Annotated in this window: 21 protein-coding genes; 8 read left to right on the top strand and 13 right to left on the bottom strand. The window is 63.3% G+C overall.

All coding sequences use genetic code 11. The features are described from left to right. The first annotated feature begins 38 nt into the window (after positions 1-38). Both M1D34_RS01690 and M1D34_RS01685 read left to right on the top strand, forming a co-directional pair. Positions 39-737, top strand: a complete 699-nt coding sequence (locus M1D34_RS01690; protein ID WP_003527433.1) for a YdcF family protein — start codon at positions 39-41, stop codon at positions 735-737. A gap of 101 nt (positions 738-838) precedes the next feature. Further along, positions 839-1,621 (top strand): lysophospholipid acyltransferase family protein, encoded by a 783-nt coding sequence (locus M1D34_RS01685; RefSeq protein ID WP_010970106.1) that lies wholly within the window; start codon positions 839-841, stop codon positions 1,619-1,621. Positions 1,622-1,630: 9 nt separating this feature from the next. Here the strand turns inward: M1D34_RS01685 and M1D34_RS01680 are convergent, their stop codons facing one another. Continuing rightward, positions 1,631-2,185 carry a gamma-glutamylcyclotransferase gene (locus M1D34_RS01680; RefSeq protein ID WP_107608330.1) on the bottom strand — a complete coding sequence of 185 codons (555 nt, stop codon included), beginning with the start codon at positions 2,183-2,185 and terminating at the stop codon, positions 1,631-1,633. Between the two features lie 305 nt (positions 2,186-2,490). Between M1D34_RS01680 and M1D34_RS01675 the strand changes: the two genes are divergently transcribed. Then, entirely contained in the window at positions 2,491-3,504 is a 1,014-nt protein-coding gene (locus M1D34_RS01675; protein WP_027989822.1) for a DUF2125 domain-containing protein, read from the top strand. 31 nt (positions 3,505-3,535) lie between these two features. On the opposite strand, the gene M1D34_RS01670 is transcribed toward M1D34_RS01675, so the two are convergent. The 3 genes from M1D34_RS01670 to M1D34_RS01660 form a co-directional block, all read right to left on the bottom strand. Continuing rightward, complete coding sequence (locus tag M1D34_RS01670; protein ID WP_027989821.1) at positions 3,536-4,462, bottom strand: prephenate/arogenate dehydrogenase family protein; 927 nt, start codon at positions 4,460-4,462, stop codon at positions 3,536-3,538. Then, positions 4,459-5,565 carry a histidinol-phosphate transaminase gene (gene hisC / locus M1D34_RS01665; protein ID WP_027989820.1) on the bottom strand — a complete coding sequence of 369 codons (1,107 nt, stop codon included), beginning with the start codon at positions 5,563-5,565 and terminating at the stop codon, positions 4,459-4,461. The genes M1D34_RS01670 and hisC overlap by 4 nt, the downstream gene beginning before the upstream one ends. Before the next feature lie 124 nt (positions 5,566-5,689). Beyond that, positions 5,690-6,454, bottom strand: a complete 765-nt coding sequence (locus M1D34_RS01660; protein WP_010970111.1) for a class I SAM-dependent methyltransferase — start codon at positions 6,452-6,454, stop codon at positions 5,690-5,692. A gap of 101 nt (positions 6,455-6,555) precedes the next feature. Between M1D34_RS01660 and gloB the strand changes: the two genes are divergently transcribed. Further along, a complete protein-coding gene (gene gloB, locus M1D34_RS01655) occupies positions 6,556-7,326 on the top strand; it encodes a hydroxyacylglutathione hydrolase (RefSeq protein WP_003527442.1) in 771 nt (256 codons plus the stop codon). A gap of 1 nt (position 7,327) precedes the next feature. Next, entirely contained in the window at positions 7,328-7,768 is a 441-nt protein-coding gene (locus M1D34_RS01650; RefSeq protein WP_010970112.1) for a cupin domain-containing protein, read from the top strand. Between the two features lie 3 nt (positions 7,769-7,771). Here M1D34_RS01650 and yddG read toward each other — a convergent pair whose 3' ends face one another. Together yddG and M1D34_RS01640 are read right to left on the bottom strand one after the other, a co-directional pair. Further along, positions 7,772-8,659 carry an aromatic amino acid exporter YddG gene (gene yddG, locus M1D34_RS01645; protein ID WP_010970113.1) on the bottom strand — a complete coding sequence of 296 codons (888 nt, stop codon included), beginning with the start codon at positions 8,657-8,659 and terminating at the stop codon, positions 7,772-7,774. Between the two features lie 136 nt (positions 8,660-8,795). Further along, positions 8,796-9,587 (bottom strand): DUF3108 domain-containing protein, encoded by a 792-nt coding sequence (locus M1D34_RS01640; RefSeq protein ID WP_013844825.1) that lies wholly within the window; start codon positions 9,585-9,587, stop codon positions 8,796-8,798. 415 nt (positions 9,588-10,002) lie between these two features. Between M1D34_RS01640 and rpmB the strand changes: the two genes are divergently transcribed. Next, entirely contained in the window at positions 10,003-10,293 is a 291-nt protein-coding gene (rpmB, locus tag M1D34_RS01635) for a 50S ribosomal protein L28 (RefSeq protein WP_003527451.1), read from the top strand. 135 nt (positions 10,294-10,428) lie between these two features. Continuing rightward, positions 10,429-11,067 carry a VUT family protein gene (locus M1D34_RS01630; RefSeq protein WP_003527453.1) on the top strand — a complete coding sequence of 213 codons (639 nt, stop codon included), beginning with the start codon at positions 10,429-10,431 and terminating at the stop codon, positions 11,065-11,067. 82 nt (positions 11,068-11,149) lie between these two features. Here M1D34_RS01630 and M1D34_RS01625 read toward each other — a convergent pair whose 3' ends face one another. The 4 genes from M1D34_RS01625 to M1D34_RS01610 all read right to left on the bottom strand — a co-directional run bounded on the left by M1D34_RS01625 (position 11,150) and on the right by M1D34_RS01610 (position 16,106). Continuing rightward, a complete protein-coding gene (locus M1D34_RS01625; RefSeq protein WP_498780363.1) occupies positions 11,150-12,142 on the bottom strand; it encodes an esterase-like activity of phytase family protein in 993 nt (330 codons plus the stop codon). 312 nt (positions 12,143-12,454) lie between these two features. Next, positions 12,455-14,350 (bottom strand): cobaltochelatase subunit CobT, encoded by a 1,896-nt coding sequence (gene cobT, locus M1D34_RS01620; RefSeq protein WP_498780361.1) that lies wholly within the window; start codon positions 14,348-14,350, stop codon positions 12,455-12,457. Between the two features lie 49 nt (positions 14,351-14,399). Then, on the bottom strand, positions 14,400-15,395 hold the full coding sequence (gene cobS, locus M1D34_RS01615) for a cobaltochelatase subunit CobS (protein ID WP_003527456.1): 996 nt from the start codon (positions 15,393-15,395) through the stop codon (positions 14,400-14,402). 75 nt (positions 15,396-15,470) lie between these two features. After that, positions 15,471-16,106 (bottom strand): J domain-containing protein, encoded by a 636-nt coding sequence (locus M1D34_RS01610; protein WP_003527457.1) that lies wholly within the window; start codon positions 16,104-16,106, stop codon positions 15,471-15,473. Between the two features lie 139 nt (positions 16,107-16,245). On the opposite strand from M1D34_RS01610, the gene M1D34_RS01605 reads away from it, so the two are divergent. Further along, positions 16,246-16,527 (top strand): BolA family protein, encoded by a 282-nt coding sequence (locus M1D34_RS01605; RefSeq protein ID WP_010970118.1) that lies wholly within the window; start codon positions 16,246-16,248, stop codon positions 16,525-16,527. A 276-nt stretch (positions 16,528-16,803) separates the two neighbouring features. Here M1D34_RS01605 and M1D34_RS01600 read toward each other — a convergent pair whose 3' ends face one another. From M1D34_RS01600 to M1D34_RS01590, 3 genes are read right to left on the bottom strand one after another with little or no spacing between them, the layout of a single operon-like run. Continuing rightward, entirely contained in the window at positions 16,804-18,108 is a 1,305-nt protein-coding gene (locus tag M1D34_RS01600; RefSeq protein ID WP_003527459.1) for an HlyC/CorC family transporter, read from the bottom strand. Further along, entirely contained in the window at positions 18,105-19,238 is a 1,134-nt protein-coding gene (gene aroB, locus M1D34_RS01595) for a 3-dehydroquinate synthase (protein WP_498780357.1), read from the bottom strand. Before aroB ends, M1D34_RS01600 begins: the two co-directional genes overlap by 4 nt. Before the next feature lie 4 nt (positions 19,239-19,242). Beyond that, complete coding sequence (locus M1D34_RS01590) at positions 19,243-19,821, bottom strand: shikimate kinase (RefSeq protein ID WP_027989814.1); 579 nt, start codon at positions 19,819-19,821, stop codon at positions 19,243-19,245. Positions 19,822-19,862: the final 41 nt, after the last annotated feature.

Genomic DNA, 19,862 nt, shown 5'->3' with positions numbered 1-19,862 from the left:
TGAGAATCATGAAGGCGGGAGAACTACGCGGGAGCGGGATGGCCGAAAGGGGCAAATGGCTGGAGAGGGCCGCGCGCCGTCGCCAGTCCCGCAGCCTGCTGCGCAAAGTGCTGCGCCGCGGCTTCTTCGTGCTGCTCGCCTTTCTCACCGTATTCATCGCCGGCTTCCTGCAATTCGCCGATACCGTCGCCTCGCTGCAGCCGCCTGCCACTCCGAAAGCGGATGCGATCGTGGTGCTGACCGGCGGCTTCCAACGAATAGACCAGGCGGTCGATCTCCTGAAACTCGGTGCCGGAAAGCGGCTCTTGATTTCCGGTGTTCATCCGTCGACGACACGAAGCCAGATCAGGCGCAACACCCAGAGCTCGGCCGACCTGTTCAAATGCTGCGTCGATATCGGTCATGCGGCGATCGATACGATCGGCAATGCGACCGAAACCTCGCTGTGGATCCGAAACCGAGGTTATCGGACGATCCTCGTGGTGACGAACAATTACCACATGCCGCGCAGCCTGCTCGAACTGCGCCGCGCCAGGCCCGAAACCGAATTCATCGCCTACCCGGTCGTCAATTCGGATCTCAAGACGACCAACTGGCTGCGCAATCCGCTGGTGCTGAAGGCCATTCTGCTCGAATACGGCAAATACTCGGTCGCCACGCTGCGCGATGTGATGGGCGCCCGCTGGACGAACGGCCTCAGGTCGGGCCCCTCTCATATTGCGCCGGCCGGGGAGTAGGACCGGCATAGAAAGGTGCTCTCGTCGCGAGGCTGTTTTCCTCCGCCGCATATTCGTGTAGGCAGCGTGGCGCACCGCACCCGCACCCGAGAGTCTGCCTGATGATCATCCTGCGTTCGATCCTCTTCAATCTGGTCTTCTATGCCAACCTGATCGTGCAGATGATCGTGCTGACGCCGTTCTATTTCCTTGTGCCGCGCAAGACGGCCTGGTTCGTGCCCAAGAACTGGGCGCGCAGCAACCACTGGCTGCTCGCGAAGATCGTCGGCACGACCTTCGAGATCGAGGGCCTCGAGAACATTCCGAAGGGCGCCTACATCTTCGCGCCGAAGCATCAGTCTTTCTGGGACGCCTATGCGCTTCTGCCTTGGCTCGACGATCCCTTCTATATCCTCAAACGGGAGCTCACCTGGATACCGCTGTTCGGCTGGTACATCGTCAAGCAGCGCATGGTTCCGGTGAACCGCGCCGCGCGCGGCAAGGCGATGACCGAGGTCATGGACCGCACGAAAAACGAGATGGCGACGGGGCGTCAGTTGATCATCTACCCCGAGGGGACCCGCCGCCCGCCCGGCGCACCGCCGGAGTACAAATACGGCATCGCCCGGCTCTATCGGGATCTCCAGGTGCCGGTGGTTCCCGTCGCGATGCATCCGGGGCTGTTCTGGCCGCGGCGCAAGTTCCTCCGTTTCCCTGGCCACTTCAAGGTGCGTGTCCTCCCGCCGATCGAGGCCGGGCTGGATCCGGACGCATTTCTGGCGAAGCTGGTGGAAGTTACGGAGGCTGCGAGCGACGACCTCCTCATCGAAACCGTGCGGGCAAATCCGCACCTGCCGCTGCCGCCCACCGCCGAACAGCGGCTGCGCGAACTCGGGGCTCGGTAGCCTCCCCCTTCAGGCCCGGAGCGACTCAGCTCCGCCGGCCGTCAGCTTCGCGGCAACCTCCTCCAGCCAATGGTCGCGGATACCCATTTCGCGAAGATGTTCGAGCGTATTGAGAACGTATTCGCTGTTCGGCCCGGACTTGCCGGTGGCGACGGCGACCGTCGCGGCCGCCTCCTCCGCGCTCAGCGCACCGGCATACTGGACATGTGAGCGATCGATCACATAGGTCAGCGCGGGCACGCGGTGTCCGCTGGAAAGTTGTACCGGCATGGTTCGTTCCTTATAGACGTGGGTGACCAGCTCGCGTTCGCGCAGATAGTCGATCACCTCCGCCTTTTGCGCAGGCGCCACGCGGAATGCCGTCCCGATGCAGGAGCCGCCATAGTCGAGCCCGAGTACCAGGCCGGGGTGCCGTTCAGTCCCGCGGTGAACCCAGGAACGCACGCAGAGCGAGCGGCGGTAGCCGAAAGCGCGCGCCGTCAGCTTCTCCTCGAAGCGAAAGCCCGGATTCCACATCAACGAGCCGTAGCCAAAGACCCAAAATTCGTCCATATCCGCTGCCATTCAAACATGCCGCCGGCAAGCCGCCGAATCAGTCCACCGAATCGATATTCGACGCTCCTGCGGCCTACCGGAATTTTTTACTGCATAATTCCCGGGACCGTATCGGTCGAAGGACAAAATTGTGCAGCAATTCTCTTGCAATCGAACTGGTCGCGCCGATAGGCCGTGTCGCGATTGCTGATGAAGGTTAGTTCGCCGCAGGGGAATCGGCCACCCGAAAGGCCGCTCCCGGCGGCAAGAGCGAGATGAGTTTTAGGTCGACCCGACCTGAAATCATCGTGATCCAGTGTGGAGTACCCGACAACATGACTGTGACCGCCGTCGCCAAGCCATCGCCTACCGGCAGGAAATTCTTGTGGCTGGCAGCAGGTATCGTGTTCGTGGGCGGCCTCTATTCCGCCGGCTGGTTTCTTGCCGCGGACCAGATCCAGAAGCGGCTGACTGCCTATCTGACGAAGGGCCAGGCGATCGGCTTCAGCGGCGAATGCGCCGAGATGGAGGTGCGCGGCTTTCCCTTCCGCCTCGGTTTGTTCTGCGACAAGGTGCGCCTCGACGATACGCGCCGCGGCGCCTCCGCGTCCTTCGGCGCGCTGCGAACGGCGGCGCAGGTCTATCAGCCCGGGCGTGCGGTCCTCGAGCTCGACGGCCCCGCCGAAATCCGCGTTTCCCCCGGCGTCACGATTTCCGCCGACTGGACGCTGCTCCGCGCAAGTGTCGCGGCGACCCTCTCCGGCATCGACCGCACCTCGCTGGCCTATGACAATCTGACCGGCACCGCACGCTCCCCCCTGACGGGCAAGGGCCTCGGCTTCGGCGCCAGCCACGGCGAGCTCCATCTGCGCCAGAACGGCGGTAACCTAGACGCGGCACTCAGCATCGAAAAGCTCGACCTGCGCCCGGACCAGGGACCCAGTCTTGCCGCACCGGCCGATGTCGCAATGGACCTGACCGTTGCGGACAAGGCAGAGTGGCTTCAGGCGGGCACTTTGCCGCCCCATATGCTCCGCGGCACCAGAGGCGAGTTGCGGCAATTGACGCTCGATGCGGGCTCCGGAATGAGCGCAAAACTCACCGGCCCCTTTTCGGTGAATGATCAGGGGCTGATTTCGGGGGAATTCTCTCTCACGCTTGCGAACATCGATGCCTGGCGGGAAAACTTCGTGAAGATTGCTCCGGACGAAACCGACCTGATCGACAACGTCGCCAACATGTTGAAGGCGCTTGCGGGCGGCAAGAACGAAGCGACAGTCAAACTGAACGTCCGCGACGGGACCGCCTTCCTCGCCTTCGTTCCGATCGGCATGCTGCCGGCGCTGTGAGCGCCGGTCTTCGCAGCCTGCTTCCGGCAGCCTACTTCTGGTCCATCGCGTGCCGGCCGAAATCGGGCATCGCGGTGTCCTGACCGGCCTGAACGATCGAGCGGCGTATCGCCCGCGTGCGGGTGAAGAGATCGAAGAGCTTGTCGCCGTCGCCCCAACGGATCGCGCGCTGCAGTGAGGCGAGATCCTCGGAGAAGCGGGCGAGCATTTCCAGGATCGCGTCCTTGTTGTGCAGGCAGACGTCGCGCCACATGGTCGGGTCCGAAGCGGCAAGGCGGGTGAAGTCACGGAAGCCCGAGGCCGAGTATTTGATCACTTCGGACTCGGTCACCGTCTCCAGGTCGTCGGCGGTGCCGACAATGTTGTAGGCGATGATATGCGGCAGATGCGAGACGATCGCCAGCACCTTGTCATGATGCTCCGGATCCATCTCGTCGACCATCGAGCCAAGCGTTTCCCAGAACAGCCTGAGCCTGGCGACCGCCTCTTCGTCCGTGCCGGCCGGCGGCGTCAGAATGCACCAGCGCCCGCGGAAGAGGCCCGCAAAGCCGGCATCCGGGCCGGAATGCTCGGTACCCGCGATCGGGTGACCGGGCACGAAATGGACGTCCTTGGGCAGGTGCGGCGCCATCTGGGCGATGACCGACCCTTTGGTCGAACCGACATCGGTGACGATCGCACCCGGTTTCAGATGGGCTGCGATTTCAGCGGCGACAGCGCCGGATGCACCGACTGGCACCGAAACGACGACGAGATCCGCGCCCTCTACAGCCTCGGCCGCCGAAAGCGTGTAGCGGTCGCCGAGGCCCAGCTCGCCGGCGCGCTTCAGCGTCGCTTCGCTGCGCGTCGTAACCACGATCGTACCGGCGAGCTGCTTCTCGCGAATATCCCGGGCGATGGACGACCCGATCAGGCCGATGCCGATAAGGGCGATGGTTTCGAACTGCTGAGCCATCATTTCCGTCCCATGAATTCAGTCAGTGCCGCGACGACGCCCTTGTTCGCTTCTTCGGAGCCGATCGTCATTCTCAGCGCATTGGGGAAACCGTAGGCGCCGACGGCGCGCAGGATGAAGCCGCGGCTCGTCAGATAGGCATCCGCGTCGCTGGCCGACATGCCCGCTTCCTCGGGGAAGTGGATCAGCACGAAATTGGTGACCGATGGGGTGACGCGCAGGCCGATATCCGTCAACGCCTGACCGATCTTCGCCAGCCAGGTGTGATTGTGGTCGACCGCCGCGGCAACGAAGGCCTGGTCGCGGATCGCCGCGGCACCGGCTGCGATTGCCGCCGCGTTGAGATTGAAGGGACCGCGGACGCGGTCCAATGCCTCCACCACGTCGCGCGGCGCGTACATCCAGCCGATGCGCAGACCCGCAAGGCCGTAGATCTTCGAAAAGGTTCGGGTCATCACCACATTGCGGTTGGACGAAACGAGTTCCAGTCCCGCCTCGTAGTCGTTGCGCCGGACGTATTCCGCATAGGCCGCATCGAGCACCAGCAGGACGCCGGCGGGCAGGCCCGCATGCAGACGCCGGACCTCCTCGACGGGAATATAGGTACCGGTCGGATTTGCCGGATTGGCGATGAAGACGATCTTCGTCCGCTCGGTCACGGCCGCAAGTATCGCATCGACATCGACGCGCTCTTCCCTCTCCTTGACCGTGACGGGTGTCCCGCCGGACGCGGTGATCTGGATTTTGTAGACGAGAAATCCGTGTTCGGTGACGATCCCCTCGTCGCCGGGGCCGAGATAGGTATGGCAGAGAAGACCGAGCAGTTCGTCCGACCCGTTGCCGCAAAGGATGTTGGCGGGGTTCAGCCCGTGAACCGCCGCGATCGCTTCCTTGAGCGCATTCGCCTGACCGTCCGGGTAGCGTTCGAGACTGAAAGCCGCCTTCTGGAAAGCCTCGATCGCGCGCGGGCTCGCGCCGAGCGGCGTTTCGTTCGACGACAGCTTGTGAACCTTGGCGACGCCGGGCGCATGTTCCTTGCCCGGCACATAGGCGGCGATGTCCAGGATGCCGGAACGCGGCGCAGGGCTTTTCAGGGCAAGATTCATCGGACCAGCTTTCACGGGAAGAATGCGGTCCAGCCAATACCGGGGACGGTGATATTTGTCGAGTGCGACGTGACGGCGGCCGGTGCGGGAGCAAGCAACCGGGTGACGGGCGGCAGACTGCGGCCTACGGCGCTTTCGTTGCTCGACTGCGCGTGCTGGGCACGCCCCGCGGAGCCAGCACCGGGACGAAGACGCGGCGCGAGGCGCGTGCGGCCACCGGCAGGCCCTGATAAAGCCGCTTCTGCGCCTCGACGATGATCACCCCGGAAAAGACCGGCCACAGCGACCGGCCGAACCGTTCCAGACCGTGGCGCAGCCGAAGGGCAAGCTTGCGCTTCGAGGGCGGAAAGAAGAGCGCCTCCGTCGTGGCGCCGGGCGTGAAGTTGGTCTCGCGCAAGAGCGCCGTCAGCTGCCCGCGGGAATAGGGCCGCCCCGAGCCGAAAGGCGTGTGCTCCATCTGCGCCCAGACGCCGCGGCGGTTCGGTACCACGATGATCAGGCGTCCGCCGGGCGCCAGCACGCGCCAGATCTCTTTCATCGTTTCGCGGGGGCTTTCGGCGAATTCCAGGGAATGAACCATCAATACGCGATCGATAGAGGCATCCGGCAGCGGCAATTCCTCATCGAAGACCAGTGCCGTCGAGGACAGGTCGGCGACCGGCCAGTTCACCGCACCCTGCCCTGCCGGCATAAAGGCGAAGGTCCGCTCCGTATCGGCACGGAAGCGCTCGAGATAGGGCACCGCGTAGCCGAGCCCCAGGAGCCTTTCCTCGGGCAGGCGTGCCCAGATGGAAGCAAGCGCTGAGCTGACCGACTGTTCCGCCATGCGGCCGAGCTCGGAGTGATAGAATTGGCGGAGATCGACGATATCGGTGTGCATGGGCAACATGTTAGACTCCAAGCGGTAGACTTCAAGGCGAGCCTCGCTACATTCGAACCGAGCGGGATCGCCGCTTTCCGATAACCCCGCACCGATGGGAGGACCGAAACATGGCCGCGCTCGAACTCGACCTCTTCCTCTGCCGCACCGACAATTACGGTGTGCTCCTCCACGACCGGCTTAGCGGCGCTACGGCATCGATCGACGCACCGGAGGAGCGGCCGATCCTCGACGCGCTCGAACGGCGCGGATGGCAATTGACGCATATCCTCACCACGCATCACCACGGTGATCATGTGGCTGCGAATGCCAGTCTGAAGGAACGCTTCGGCCTCACCATCATCGGCCCGAAGAACGAGGCGTCGAAGATCCCCGGCATAGACAGGACCGTCGGACATGGTGACCGCTTCGACTTCGCCGGCCATCCGGTCGATGTCATCGAAACGCCGGGCCACACGTCCGGCCACGTCTGCTACCATTTGCCCGAGGACAAGCTGCTTTTCGCCGCCGACACGCTTTTCGCGCTCGGATGCGGCCGTCTCTTCGAGGGAACGGCCGATACGATGTGGCAGTCACTGAGCCGGCTGATGGCGCTTCCCGACGACACGGCCATCTATTTCGGCCATGAATACACCCTTGCCAACGCCCATTTCGCCATCACGGTCGATCCGGAAAATTCGGCGCTGAAGGAGCGTGCGGCAGAGATCGAGGAGACCCGCTCGGACGGCGGCTTCACCGCGCCGACGACGATGGGCCTCGAAAAGCGGACGAACCCGTTCCTGCGCGCCGGCGATCCGAAGATCCGCGCGCTGCTCGGTATGGAAAAGGCGAGCGATGCCGCTGTCTTCGCGGAAATACGCAAGCGCAAGGACAATTTCTGAAATGGCGACTCGGGAAATGACGGCGGCAGCTATCATTGAAACGCTGGGTCTTGCCCGGCATCCGGAAGGCGGTTGGTACGGGGAGACGTTCCGCGATGCCAATGGTGGCGCGCGTGGCCACTCGACGGCCATCTACTACCTTCTCGAACGCGGCGACCGGTCGCATTGGCACCGGGTCCACGATGCCGCCGAGGTCTGGCACTACTACGCCGGCGCCCCGCTCGAGCTCAGCATTGCCGAGCCCGGCAGGGCCGCTTCGCAGACCCGGCTCGGTCCCGACCTGCTCGGCGGAGAAAGGCCGCAACAGGTCGTTCCCGCCGGCTGGTGGCAATCCGCCACTTCGCTTGGTGAGTGGACGCTCGTCGGTTGCACCGTCGCACCCGGCTTCGACTTCGCCTCCTTCGAAATGGCGCACCCCGATTGGCGGCCGGCTGAGGAGTGAGTTCTACTCCGCCGGTTGCGCGGCCCTGCCCTTGCGGAAGATCATGTCCTTTGCCGCAAGCACGGCGCCGCCCGTCACCAGCAGGCAGGCGGCCACGATCCGCCAGGACGGCTCGGCAAAGCCGAACAGGATGAGGATCAGGGTCGAAAGCACCGGCGCCGCATAGCTCGCAACGCCCAGGAACTGGATGTCGCCGTTCTTCACGCCGTAGTCCCAGGCATAGAAGGCCGCACCGACCGGCAGCAGGCCGAGCCCCGCCACGGCGAGCCACTCGAAGGTGGTTTCAGGCCAGACCGTCGTTTCGAGTCCGAGATGGCAGAGGAATGACAGAGCCGATGTCGCAAGGCAGAAACCGGTCACGACATCCGTGGATACCGCGTCGAAGCGGCGCGTGATCAGCGAATAGCCGGACCAGGTAAAGGCGCAGAGGAATGCCGCGCCGTAGCCGAGTGCATAGGCGTCGTCGAAGGCGATGCCGTTGCGCGCAACGATCAGGATCGTTCCGACGAGCCCTGCAAGCGCGCCTGCGACATGGTGCCAGCGGAGCCTCTCGCCCGGCAGCAGCGCCGAGCCGACAACGATGAAGAGCGGCCAGAGATAGGCGATGAGCCCCGCCTCCACGGCCGGCGCATTGCGAAGCGCCGTGAAGTAAAGAAAGTGGTAGCCGAAAAGACCGGCAATGCCGATGACCCACACCTTTGCCGGCTGCTTCAGAAGTGCGAGGCGCTCAGGCTTCGACGCCAGGACGGCGATGCCGGGCAGACTGCCTATCAGAAAGCAGACGGCCGACAGTTGAAACGGCGGCATCTTGCCGGATGCGGCAGTAAAGAGCGCCAGCAGCGACCACATGAGGATCGCGGTGAAACCGATCAGCGTTGCCTTGAACTTCATTCCCGCCTCCGCGCGGCCCAGACTCCGGCGCGGCCGTCACCCCACCCGAATCCCACTGATCTACCGCGCTTACGTGATTCCGGAAAGAGGGGTGCGATCCTCGGGGGCGGGTAAGGAAAGAGCCCGCCGGCGGGCTTCAATCGCCGAAGCGCGTCGCCGAAACCGTGACCGCTCCGATCTTCGTCGGTATGCGGGCATAGACCGGAGCATAGACGTCCACGCCGTTCGCCTTCGCGTACCAGATCTCCATCGTTCCCAGGCGGCGCAGATATTCGACGTCCTCGCGGCCCTTCCGGTATCCCGCCTTCGGTACGAAGCGGATGCCGCAGACGATCACCTCCCCTTCGAATCCCCTGGTTTTGAAGTTTCGCGTTCCCTTCGGAGACAGTCTTATGTCGAGCCGCGATTCCCCGTCGAAGATCGGCAGCGTGTTTGGGCAGACCCGGGCCCTTGCCGGAATGAGCAGACCGGAAAGCGGGTCCAGCACATTGCGCATGTCCCGGCTCGTGACCGGCACCCAGTTCTTCGGCAAGGGATCACGCTTCGGAACCATGCTCGCCCGGACGACATTGCCGTTTCGGAAGCTTACATTGATGGCCCGGCCCTTCCGGCCGCTGCGGTAGGACATGGAATATTCGCTTGCCCGGAGATGGTCGCGGTCGATTACTCCGGAGACACGCGTCTGCCCCGTGGTGCGGCTGATGATATCCACGAGTCCCGCCGAGTTCAGGGTTCCCGAGATCGTGTAGCGATTCCTTTCGACCTCGGTGTGGAACGATGCGCGCGCCAAAGGCAGGCCGGCGAGCGCGATGCTGTAGTCCGTCTGATGCGAGACTTCCGCAGCAAGCGGGGCTGTGGAAAACATCATGGCGGCCAGGAGAGCCGGCGCGCGAAAACCAATGCACAACTTCATGCCCGAAAGCCCCATTCTGTCCTGCATGATCCTCGATACCGGAACGGCTCAAAACGGAACCATGCAGCGTTCATAGTGTTACAACACCTTGCCGACGCCGAGGAAAGTCGGCGTATTTATGTCGCAATCCCCGGAATGCAGGCGGTTTGCGGCATTTCTGCGCCCGCTGGAGATCTGGCGCGGTCCTCATGGAAAAGATAGCGCATCGGCCGCTCTCTTGGAATGCGTCTTGCGCGCCGGAACGACCGTGCTAATGAGTGCAGAACAGGCGAAATCGCCCCGTTCGCTCGGGAATGCAAAGGTTTGACTTGACTGGCGGGCCACCTGTGACTATAGAACCGCGACTTTCCAATAATGGCCAACAGGAACGCGGCCTGGGCTCTGGGCCCGCTACCGCATTGTCCGGCGGCGATAAGAGAATAGGTGTACAATGTCCCGTAGTTGCGAATTGACCGGCAAGGGCGTCCAGTCGGGCAACAATGTCAGCCATGCCAACAACAAGACCAAGCGCAAGTTCCTGCCGAACCTGTGCAACGTCACGCTGATTTCCGATGCTCTCGGCCAGCGCTTCCGCCTGCGCGTTTCCGCTGCGGCTCTCCGCTCGGTCGAACACCGCGGCGGTCTCGACGCCTTCCTGCTGAAGGCCGACGAAAACGAGCTCAGCATGCGCGCCCGCCTGCTGCGCCGTCAGATCGTCAAGAAGGCTGCCGAAGCCGCCTGATAGCGCCGGTACTTCTGCCGAGACCTTGAAGAGGCTTGCGGGTTCGCCCGGCAAGCCTTTTTCTCGTGTCGTCCATCGCCGTGCAAGCACCTGCCTGCGCATCCGTCAACTGGTGGCATAACCCAGGATAAAAAAATGCTGATCAACCGTACGTTCTACCTCTATGTGGCGCTGATGACCTTCGTGGTCGTGGCGTCGAACTTCCTCGTCCAGTATCCGCTCCCGGGTTCGATAGCCGGGATGCAACTGGGCGACCTCCTGACCTGGGGCGCCTTCAGCTATCCCTTCGCCTTCCTCGTCACAGATTTGACCAATCGCCAGTTCGGGCCGCGAATCGCGCGCCGCGTCGTCGTTGCCGGCTTCGCGGTTGCCGTCGTGCTCTCCGTTCTCGCCGCGACGCCACGCATCGCGATCGCCTCCGGTTCAGCCTTCCTGCTCGGCCAGCTTCTGGATATCTCCGTCTTCAACCGGCTCAGGCGCCAGACCTGGTGGCAGGCGCCGCTCGCAGGCTCGCTGATCGGTTCGGCCCTCGATACGGCGATGTTCTTCTCTTTCGCCTTTGCGCCGTTCTTCGTGTTCTTAGGTGCGAATGACGGCTTTGCGCTGGAAACGGCGCCCGTTCTCGGCCTGCTCAGCGCCGATGCCCCGCGCTGGATTTCCTGGGCGCTCGGCGATCTCGCAGTCAAGATACTCTGCGGTATCGTCCTGCTGCTTCCCTATGGCGCGCTGATGAGCGTCGTCAAACCCATGCCGGCGGTAAAAGCAACGACCTGAAAACCCTCATCGGGCAGAGCACTTCCCCATGCGGAAGTGGGTGGTTTCAACGCATTGGAGCGGCGGGGCATTCGGCCCCGTTTCACTTGATCAGCCGGAATTCGAGCATCAGGTTTCGCTCGAGGATCGAGTGGTTGTCGTCCGAAACCAAGATCACCCGGATCTCGCCGTCGGGCTGCGAGATGACGTCGAGCGCCTCCATATTGTCGATCTGGTAGCTCATGTCCGCTTCGAGCATGACGTCGCCGTCGACCACGGCGCCAGGCCGGATGTCCCCCGCGGCGATGCGGCGAATACGCATGCCGAAACCGGAGGCGAAATTGAATCGCCGCTCGAGGAGAAGCAGGTCGCCATCGGGCAGGAAAGCGCCGTCAGTGACCGAATAGGGATCGGCGCGCACGACCGTGAAGGCGCCTTTCATCGGCCCCTCCAATATCCCCGCAAAAAGGTTGTCCGCCTTGTCGACGCTGCGCTCGGAGACGACCACGGCCGCGCCGCGAAGCGGGCCGTTCTTCGGCGCGATCGCGATCGTCTCGATTCCGCCATTGCTGCGCAGCTCTTCGACGGGGAACGGCAAGGCCATCTGCCCCTGGGGACGCGCCTTGGCGAACCCCGGATAGGGATAGATTTCGATCCGCGGCGACTGCTCGAAGCTGACGATCGCCTGACCTTCGCGCAAGGCCAGCCCTTCGGAATCGACCCGCCATTTCTCGAGCTGAGCTTCGCTGTTTGCGTCGGTCATCGGCGTGACCGTCAGATCGCTCAGCCCCTCGAGCCCGCCCGCATCGTCGCGGATGACGGCCCCCTCGACCCAGTGGCCCGTGTCCATCACCGCGACGAAGGACTGGCCGTCCGGCAGAAACCGGATCGCCGACAGCGCACCGAACAAAGGGTTGGCCGACGTCATCTCGATGCCGCCGATGAATTCGAGTGCGCCGAAGACCGTTTTGTCGGAACCGACCTTGAACTGGGATATCTGCCGGCTCTTGACGGGCACGATCTCGCGCGCCGGCTCCGCGCGCGCGACAGCAGCCGAAATCAGCAGGAAAAGCACGGCAAAGTTTCGGCAGAACATCTGAGGAATGACCTTAGGACCTGTGGACCCTTATGGATAGGGGTTTGATTTTGCACAAATCGGTCAATGCCAAAGATTTTTCCGCAGCAAAGGGTTGCCCCCTTTGCAAGGGAAAAGCCGCCGGCAGTGGGCGATTTGTGCAAAACCCTTCGGGCGCGCCCATATTGCGGTGCCTTGTCGCGAAAAATCCGGCTTGCAGGCGGACGGCCTGCGGCGCCGGATTTTCCACGAAAGTCCCTCGCAATTTGGGCCGTCAAATCCCTATCCATAAGTGTCCACAGGTCCTAGGGGGTGGCCGCGGCCGGAAATCCGTCAACCGGCGCGACGCGCTCCGCCCGGGCGGCGGCGCATACTCTCGTCCTCGAAGAGCGCCGCAAGCTGGTCCGTCATCGCCCCCGCCAGTTCGTCCGCATCGACGATGGTCACGGCGCGGCGATAATAGCGTGTGACGTCATGCCCGATGCCGATCGCAAGCAGTTCGACCGGCGAACGCGTCTCGATCTGCTCGATAACGGCGCGCAGATGCCGTTCGAGGTAATTTCCGGGGTTCACCGACAGAGTGGAATCGTCGACCGGCGCACCGTCCGAGATCATCATCAGGATGCGTCGCTGCTCGGACCGGGCCAGGAGACGCTCATGCGCCCACATCAGCGCCTCGCCGTCGATGTTCTCCTTGAGCAGTCCCTCGCGCATCATCAGGCCGAGATTGCGGCGCGCGCGGCGCCAGGGCGCGTCGGCGGACTTGTAGATGATGTGGCGCAGGTCGTTGAGGCGGCCCGGCGACTGGGGCTTGCCGCCGGCAAGCCATTTCTCGCGCGATTGTCCGCCCTTCCACGCCTTGGTCGTGAAACCCAGGATTTCGACCTTCACGCCGCAGCGCTCCAGCGTGCGCGCAAGAATGTCGGCGCAGGTCGCGGCGACAGTGATCGGGCGGCCGCGCATCGAACCGGAATTGTCGATCAGGAGCGTGACGACCGTGTCGCGGAAATTCGTGTCCTTCTCGCGTTTGAAGGAGAGCGGCTGCATCGGATCGATGATGATGCGCTGCAGGCGGGCGGAGTCGAGATAGCCCTCTTCGAGATCGAACTCCCAGGACCGGTTCTGCTGCGCCATCAGGCGGCGCTGCAGGCGGTTTGCAAGGCGTCCGACCGCGCCCTGGAGATGGGCGAGCTGCTTGTCGAGAAAGGCGCGCAACCGGTCGAGCTCCGCCTCGTCGCAGAGCTCCTCGGAGGCGATGGTTTCATCGAACTCCCGGGTATAGACCGAATAGTCGACCTTCTCGTTGAAATCCGCGAAGGGATGGTTCGGCCGCTTTACCTCGCCGGGCGTTTCGCTGTCCTCGTCGCTCTCGTCCTGGAGATCGTCGTCGGAAATTTCCGCGCCATCCATCTCGCCTTCTTCCATCTGCTCCTCGGTAGACTGGTTTTCGTCGGCGGGCGCGGCGTCGGAGCCTTCTTCCTCGTCGCTGGCGTTTTCGTCCTGCTCCTGGCTGCGCGGCTGGTCCTCGTCGGTCTCGCTCTCCTGCTCGTCCGGCTCGTTATCGTCCTCGCCGTATTTCTCGGCAACATCCATCGAAGACAGCATGTCGCGCACGACGCGGGCGAAGGCCTGCTGGTCGTTGATCGTACCGGCCAGATTGCGCATGTCGGGACCGGCCTTCTGCTCGATGAAGTCGCGCCAGAGGTCGAGGACCTGGCCGGCGGACTCCGGCGGCTTCTCCCCGGTCAGTTTCTCGCGCACGAGCAGTGCCACCGCCTCTTCGAGCGGCGCGTCCGATTGAGCGTCGATCGCAGCGAAATTCGCCTTGCTGTATTTCTCCTCGAGCATGGAGGAGAGGTTGCCCGCCACGCCCGGCATCCTGAGTGCGCCGATCGCCTCGACGCGCGCCTGCTCGACCGCATCGAAGATCGCCCGGGCGTCCGCCCCTTGCGGCGACATCGTCGCATGGACCCGAGCATCGTGGCAGGCCTTGCGCAGCGCCATGGAATCGCCGAGGCCGCGCGCCACTGCCAGCTCCTGACGGGTCGGGCGCTTGGAGAGCTCCGGCAGCCGGATGCGTTCGGCTGTCATTCCCGGCCGCTCATTGGCGAAAGCGACCTCCAGCTCCGCATCGCCGGCGATCGACCGGATGCAGCCGGAAAGCGCCCGCTTGAACGGTTCGGCGGCGTTTTCCCTCGTAGTCGGTTTCGCCTTGGAATTCGAACTCACGACAATTCCTTCTTCAACCGGATCGGCCGTTATGCGAGCACATCGATTTTCAGGCGGTCGCTTCCAGCACGATGTTGGCAGCGCTCTCCTTGAGTTCGACGCCGAAGGCGCGCTGATAATGCTCGGCGACCAGCGCCCGCTCCAGCTCGTCGCACTTGTTGAGGAAAGTCACGCGGAACGCAAAGGCGATATCGCCGAAGATATAGGCGTTCTCGGCCCAGGTGATGACCGTGCGCGGGCTCATGACGGTCGACAGGTCGCCGTTGATGAAGGCGGCACGCGTCAGGTCGGCGACGCGGACCATCTTGGAGACCGTCTCGCGGCCCTTGTCGGCAACGAAGCCCTTGACCTTCGCGGAAACGATGTCGACTTCCTTGTCGTGCGGCAGGTAATTGAGCGCCGTCACGATCGACCAGCGGTCCATCTGGGCCTGATTGATCTGCTGCGTACCGTGATAGAGGCCGGTCGTGTCGCCGAGACCGACGGTGTTTGCCGTCGCAAACAATCGGAAGGCCGGATGCGGGCGGATGACGCGGCTCTGGTCGAGCAGCGTCAGGCGGCCGGAGGACTCCAGCACGCGCTGGATCACGAACATGACGTCGGGCCGGCCGGCATCGTATTCGTCGAAGACGAGCGCGACATTGTGCTGATAGGCCCAGGGCAGGATGCCGTCCTTGAACTCGGTCACCTGAAGCCCGTCCTTGACGACGATCGCGTCCTTGCCGACGAGATCGATGCGGCTGACATGGCTGTCGAGGTTGACGCGCACGCATGGCCAGTTGAGCCGCGCCGCGACCTGCTCGATATGGGTCGACTTGCCGGTGCCGTGATAACCGGAAACCATCACGCGCCGGTTGTGGGCGAAGCCGGCGAGAATGGCGAGCGTCGTCTCACGATCGAAGAGGTAGTCCGGGTCGATTTCGGGCACATAGGCATCGCCCTTCGAATAGGCCGGAACGCGCAGATCCGTGTCGATGCCGAAAGCCTCCCGGACAGAGACCGTCGTGTCGGGGAGGTTGGAAATGTCGAGGTCAATCTTGCTCATCATAACTCCAGAGCGGACGCCCGCCGGCACCCGCGCATTCGCCTGCAAAGTGTGCTTCTGTCATAATCCGGGTTGTTAGCAGAAACCAGCCTGTTTTAACAATTGGTAGGCTTGAATAACCGCCCGAAAGCGGTCTTCCGACCCCCTGTCTCCGCCATTTGCGTCGGGGTGGTGCTTCTTGACGAGCTCCTTGTATGCCGCCTTGATGTCGGCGGTCGTCGCCGAGGCCGCAAGCCCCAGCGTCTCGAAGGCCTTGGCCTCGAGCGTCTTCAGCTTGCGCATGCGCGGTTCGTGCCGTGCCTGGCGGGCGCGCGCCTCGTTGAAAAATCCGAAAGGATCGCGCATGCGCGCCTGTGCGCCGGCGGTGCCGGAGCGCATCTGCGACTGTGTCGGGCCGTTGCGGGCGCTCTTGTTGACACCGACCGTCCAGGTCGGACGATGGCCGGTCACCGCTTCCTTCTGATAGCGGGCGATCTCGGTGTCGGAGAGGCCGGAAAAATAGTTGTAGCCCTTGTTGTACTCCTTCACATGCTCGAAGCAGAACATGAAATACTCGCCCTCGGCATTGCGCCCGACGGGTGCCCGATGAACTGCCGTATTGTCGCAGCCGTCCCATTGGCACACCGGCGCAGACGGCTCCACGCGCGCTTGACCCCGGGGGCGCGTTCGGATGCGGTCGAAATATTTTGAATCGAGCTTCATGACGCACATTATGGGGTTTGCAGAGGGCGACAACAAGAATTGACAAAACGGAATGTTACTGGCTTTGTGCGGGCATTTTGCATTGCATGGGAGACGCTGCCGCCTGGCTCCGCCCCTTGCAGCAAAACAGGGAAATGGGACTGAAGACATGTCGCTGCAACGCCGCATCGAAGAGAAGCTCACGCAAGCCTTCCATCCCGAGCGGCTGATGGTGATCAATGAGAGCGATCAGCATGCCGGTCATCAGCCGGAATTCGACGGCGGCGGCGAAACGCATATGCGCGTCCGCATCGTTTCGAGCGCCTTTACCGGCATGAGCCGTGTGGCGCGCCACCGCGCCATAAACGATCTGCTGAAGCCGGAGCTCGATGCCGGCCTCCATGCTTTGGCGGTGGAACCGGCTGCCCCAGGGGAAGCGACGCGCTGGTGAACTGCTCTAGGACCTGTGGACACTTATGGATAGGGATTTGACGGCCCAAATTGCGAGGGACTTTCGTGGAAAATCCGGCGCCGCAGGCCGTCCGCCTGCAAGCCGGATTTTTCGCGACAAGGCACCGCAATATGGGCCGCCCGAAGGGTTTTGCACAAATCGCCCACTGCCGGCGGCTTTTCCCTTGCAAAGGGGACAACCCTTTGCTGCGGAAAAATCCTTGGCATTGACCGATTTGTGCGAAATCAAACCCCTATCCATAAGTGTCCACAGGTCCTAACCCACCTGCCCCTCGTCCTCGGCCGCGCGGATGCGCAGCTTGGTGATCCGGTTCTTCACCCGCTTCATCACCGTGAAACGCTTGCCGTAGAACGTGAAGGCCTGCCGCTCCTCCGGAATGCTCTTCGATTCATGGATCACGAGGCCGGCAACCGTCGTCGCCTCCTCGTCCGGCAACGACCAGTCCAGCGCCCGGTTGAGGTCGCGGATCGGCACGGAACCATCGACGACGATCGAACCGTCGGCCTCCTGACGTACGCCCTGGATGTCGATGTCGTGCTCGTCGGCAATGTCGCCGACGATCTCTTCGAGAATATCCTCCAGCGTGACGAGCCCCTGCACCTGGCCGTATTCGTCGACCACGATCGCAAGATGCAGCTTGCGGCGCAGGAAGGCGTTGAGCTGGTCTTTGAGGTTGGTCGAATCCGGAACGAACCAGGGTTTCTGCGCAATCTTGACGATATCGAGCGTCTCGGGCTCCACATTCGGCTCGGCGAGCGCCCGGAGCAGGTCCTTGGAATGGACGACGCCGATGATGTTGTCGGCCGAGCCGCGCCACAACGGCAGGCGTGTAAACGGACTCTCGAGGATCTCGCGCACGCAGGTCTGGGGCGGATCATCCGCATTGATCGCCCGCATGCCGGTCCGGTGGATCATGACGTCGGAAACTTCGAGTTCGCCGAGATCGAGCACCCCGCCGAGCCGGTCGCGGTCCGCCTTGATGACCGACCCTTCGCGGTGGAGCAGATTGACCGCGCCGCGCAGTTCCTCATGCGCGGTGAGCATCGGCAGGTCGGAAGAAAGATTGATGCCGAAGAGGTGCAGGATGCGCCTGACAATTGCGTTGACGAGGGAGGATACCGGACCCACGACGGCAACGAAGGGGCGAACCCAAGGCGCAACCGCCAGCGCAAACCGGTCCGGCGACGCGATCGCCCAGCTCTTCGGCAGGACCTCGGAGAAGATGACGAGCAGTACCGTCATGGCGACTGTGGCGATCGCCACGCCCGAATCGCCGAAGAGGCCGATCAGCAGGCTCGTCGTCAGCGACGAGGCCAGGATGTTGACGAGGTTGTTGCCGATGAGCAGCGTCCCGATCAGACGGTCGCGACGCTCGATCAGCCGGGTGACCATGCCGGCCCGCTCCTCGCCGTTGTTCTCCAGCGTATGCATCCGCGAGCGCGAGGCCGCGGTCAGCGCCGTCTCGGAGCCGGAGAAAAAGGCTGAAATAACGAGAAGGCAGATAACGGAAAGCAGCGACAGCCAGTATTCCGTCAGAAAGCCCAGGAGCACGTCGGTCATCGCGGATGCTTTTCCATAAGAAAGCTCAACACCTCCGAGGAGGGCACGTCGTCCGCCACGAAGGACTGGCCTATGCCCCTCGTAAGGATGAAGGTGAGCTTGCCTCCCTTCACCTTCTTGTCCTGGGCGATCGCCGCCATCAGCCGATCGGCCGGCGGCAATGCACCGGGAATGTCGGCGAGGCGCGTCGGCAGGCCGACGGTTTTCAGATGGGCCTCCACCCGCCGCGCATCGTCGGGGCTCGCAAGATTCATCCGGGCTGAAAACTCATGCGCCAGAACCATGCCGATCGCAACGCCCTCTCCATGCACCAACCGCTTGCTGTCGTAATCGGTGGCGGCCTCCAGCGCATGACCGAAGGTATGGCCGAGGTTGAGGAGGGCGCGACGTCCGTTTTCGCGCTCGTCCGCGGCAACGACGTCAGCCTTTGCCTGGCAGCTGACGGCAATCGCCTCGATCCGGGCGGGTCCGCCTGCAAACACCGCCTGCCAGTTTTTCTCGAGCCATTCGAAGAACTCCGGCTTGTCGATAAGGCCGTATTTCGCGACCTCGGCATAGCCTGCGCGGAATTCGCGCGGGCTCAGCGTGTCGAGCGCGGCAGTATCGGCGAGGACGAGGTCGGGCTGATGGAAGACGCCGATCAGGTTCTTGCCATGCGGCGAATTGATCCCGGTCTTGCCTCCGACCGAGGAATCGACCTGCGCCAGCAGCGATGTCGGGATCTGGATGAAGCGCGAACCGCGGCGGACGATACCGGCGGCAAAGCCGGTAAGATCGCCGATGACGCCGCCGCCGAGCGCGATCACCGCGTCGTTGCGCTCGATTCTGGCGCCGAGGATGGCTTCGCAAACCGGGATCAGGTGCTCGAAGCTCTTGGTCTTCTCGCCTGCCGGTAGGATGAGGGAGACGGCCTCGATGCCGCTTTCCCCGAGGCTCGCCATCAGTGGTTCGAGATAACGCGGCGCGACGTTCTCGTCGGTGATGACCGCCATCTTCCGGCCCTTGAGCCGGGAAGCGATCTCCCTGCCTGCCGCGGCGATCAGACCGGGGCCGATGAGGATATCGTAGGAACGCTCTGCGAGATCGACGCGGACCTTGCGCTCGGCGGTTGGCATCACATGGCTGGTCATGGCTTCAGGCTTTCTGATGATCGGCGATGGCGGCGAGAACCTCCTCGACCATCGCTTCCTTTTTCACATCGCGCGAGAGAACGGTCAGGTCCGCCTCGGCATAGATCGGGTAGCGCGCGCGCATCAGGTTCTCGAGCGTCTGCTTCGGATTCTCGGTCTTCAGAAGCGGCCGGGTGTCGCGCTTGTTTACCCGCTCCCATAGCACGTCAAGCTCGGCGTTGAGCCAGATCGTCAGGCCGCCCTTCTTGATATGCCGCCGCGAGCGCTCGTTGATATAGGCGCCGCCGCCGGTCGACACCACCCGCGGGCCGGACCTGAGCAGGCGCTTCAGCACGCGGGCCTCCAGCGCCCGGAACTCTTCCTCGCCGTAGGTCGCGAAGAGATCGCCGACCGTCATGCGCGAGACCCGCTCGATCTCGTGGTCGGAATCGACGAAAGGAACGCCGAGCGCCTGGGCGGTCAGCCGACCGATTGCCGATTTACCTGCCCCCATCAGGCCGATGAAAACGAGATTGCGCTTACCGAGAGTGCGCTTCGCCCTTTCGGCCAGCGTCGCGGAAACCGGTTCGGTCACATCGTTCATTGCGCTTCAAATTCCCCATTCCTCTCCGGTATCGACAAATC

The sequence above is a fragment of the Ensifer sp. D2-11 genome (assembly GCF_054161295.1).
This window is presented reverse-complemented; position numbering and strand designations above follow the sequence as displayed.

Excerpts from the sequence above, each read along its gene's own strand:
- M1D34_RS01690 (WP_003527433.1), top strand. The coding sequence starts at position 39 with ATGGCCGAAAGGGGCAAATGGCTGGAGAGGGCCGCGCGCCGTCGCCAG.
- M1D34_RS01685 (WP_010970106.1), top strand. The coding sequence starts at position 839 with ATGATCATCCTGCGTTCGATCCTCTTCAATCTGGTCTTCTATGCCAAC.
- M1D34_RS01680 (WP_107608330.1), bottom strand. The coding sequence starts at position 2,185 with ATGGCAGCGGATATGGACGAATTTTGGGTCTTTGGCTACGGCTCGTTG.
- M1D34_RS01675 (WP_027989822.1), top strand. The coding sequence starts at position 2,491 with ATGACTGTGACCGCCGTCGCCAAGCCATCGCCTACCGGCAGGAAATTC.
- M1D34_RS01670 (WP_027989821.1), bottom strand. The coding sequence starts at position 4,462 with ATGATGGCTCAGCAGTTCGAAACCATCGCCCTTATCGGCATCGGCCTG.
- hisC (WP_027989820.1), bottom strand. The coding sequence starts at position 5,565 with ATGAATCTTGCCCTGAAAAGCCCTGCGCCGCGTTCCGGCATCCTGGAC.
- M1D34_RS01660 (WP_010970111.1), bottom strand. The coding sequence starts at position 6,454 with ATGTTGCCCATGCACACCGATATCGTCGATCTCCGCCAATTCTATCAC.
- gloB (WP_003527442.1), top strand. The coding sequence starts at position 6,556 with ATGGCCGCGCTCGAACTCGACCTCTTCCTCTGCCGCACCGACAATTAC.
- M1D34_RS01650 (WP_010970112.1), top strand. The coding sequence starts at position 7,328 with ATGGCGACTCGGGAAATGACGGCGGCAGCTATCATTGAAACGCTGGGT.
- yddG (WP_010970113.1), bottom strand. The coding sequence starts at position 8,659 with ATGAAGTTCAAGGCAACGCTGATCGGTTTCACCGCGATCCTCATGTGG.
- M1D34_RS01640 (WP_013844825.1), bottom strand. The coding sequence starts at position 9,587 with ATGGGGCTTTCGGGCATGAAGTTGTGCATTGGTTTTCGCGCGCCGGCT.
- rpmB (WP_003527451.1), top strand. The coding sequence starts at position 10,003 with ATGTCCCGTAGTTGCGAATTGACCGGCAAGGGCGTCCAGTCGGGCAAC.
- M1D34_RS01630 (WP_003527453.1), top strand. The coding sequence starts at position 10,429 with ATGCTGATCAACCGTACGTTCTACCTCTATGTGGCGCTGATGACCTTC.
- M1D34_RS01625 (WP_498780363.1), bottom strand. The coding sequence starts at position 12,142 with ATGTTCTGCCGAAACTTTGCCGTGCTTTTCCTGCTGATTTCGGCTGCT.
- cobS (WP_003527456.1), bottom strand. The coding sequence starts at position 15,395 with ATGAGCAAGATTGACCTCGACATTTCCAACCTCCCCGACACGACGGTC.
- M1D34_RS01610 (WP_003527457.1), bottom strand. The coding sequence starts at position 16,106 with ATGTGCGTCATGAAGCTCGATTCAAAATATTTCGACCGCATCCGAACG.
- M1D34_RS01605 (WP_010970118.1), top strand. The coding sequence starts at position 16,246 with ATGTCGCTGCAACGCCGCATCGAAGAGAAGCTCACGCAAGCCTTCCAT.
- M1D34_RS01600 (WP_003527459.1), bottom strand. The coding sequence starts at position 18,108 with ATGACCGACGTGCTCCTGGGCTTTCTGACGGAATACTGGCTGTCGCTG.
- aroB (WP_498780357.1), bottom strand. The coding sequence starts at position 19,238 with ATGACCAGCCATGTGATGCCAACCGCCGAGCGCAAGGTCCGCGTCGAT.
- M1D34_RS01590 (WP_027989814.1), bottom strand. The coding sequence starts at position 19,821 with ATGAACGATGTGACCGAACCGGTTTCCGCGACGCTGGCCGAAAGGGCG.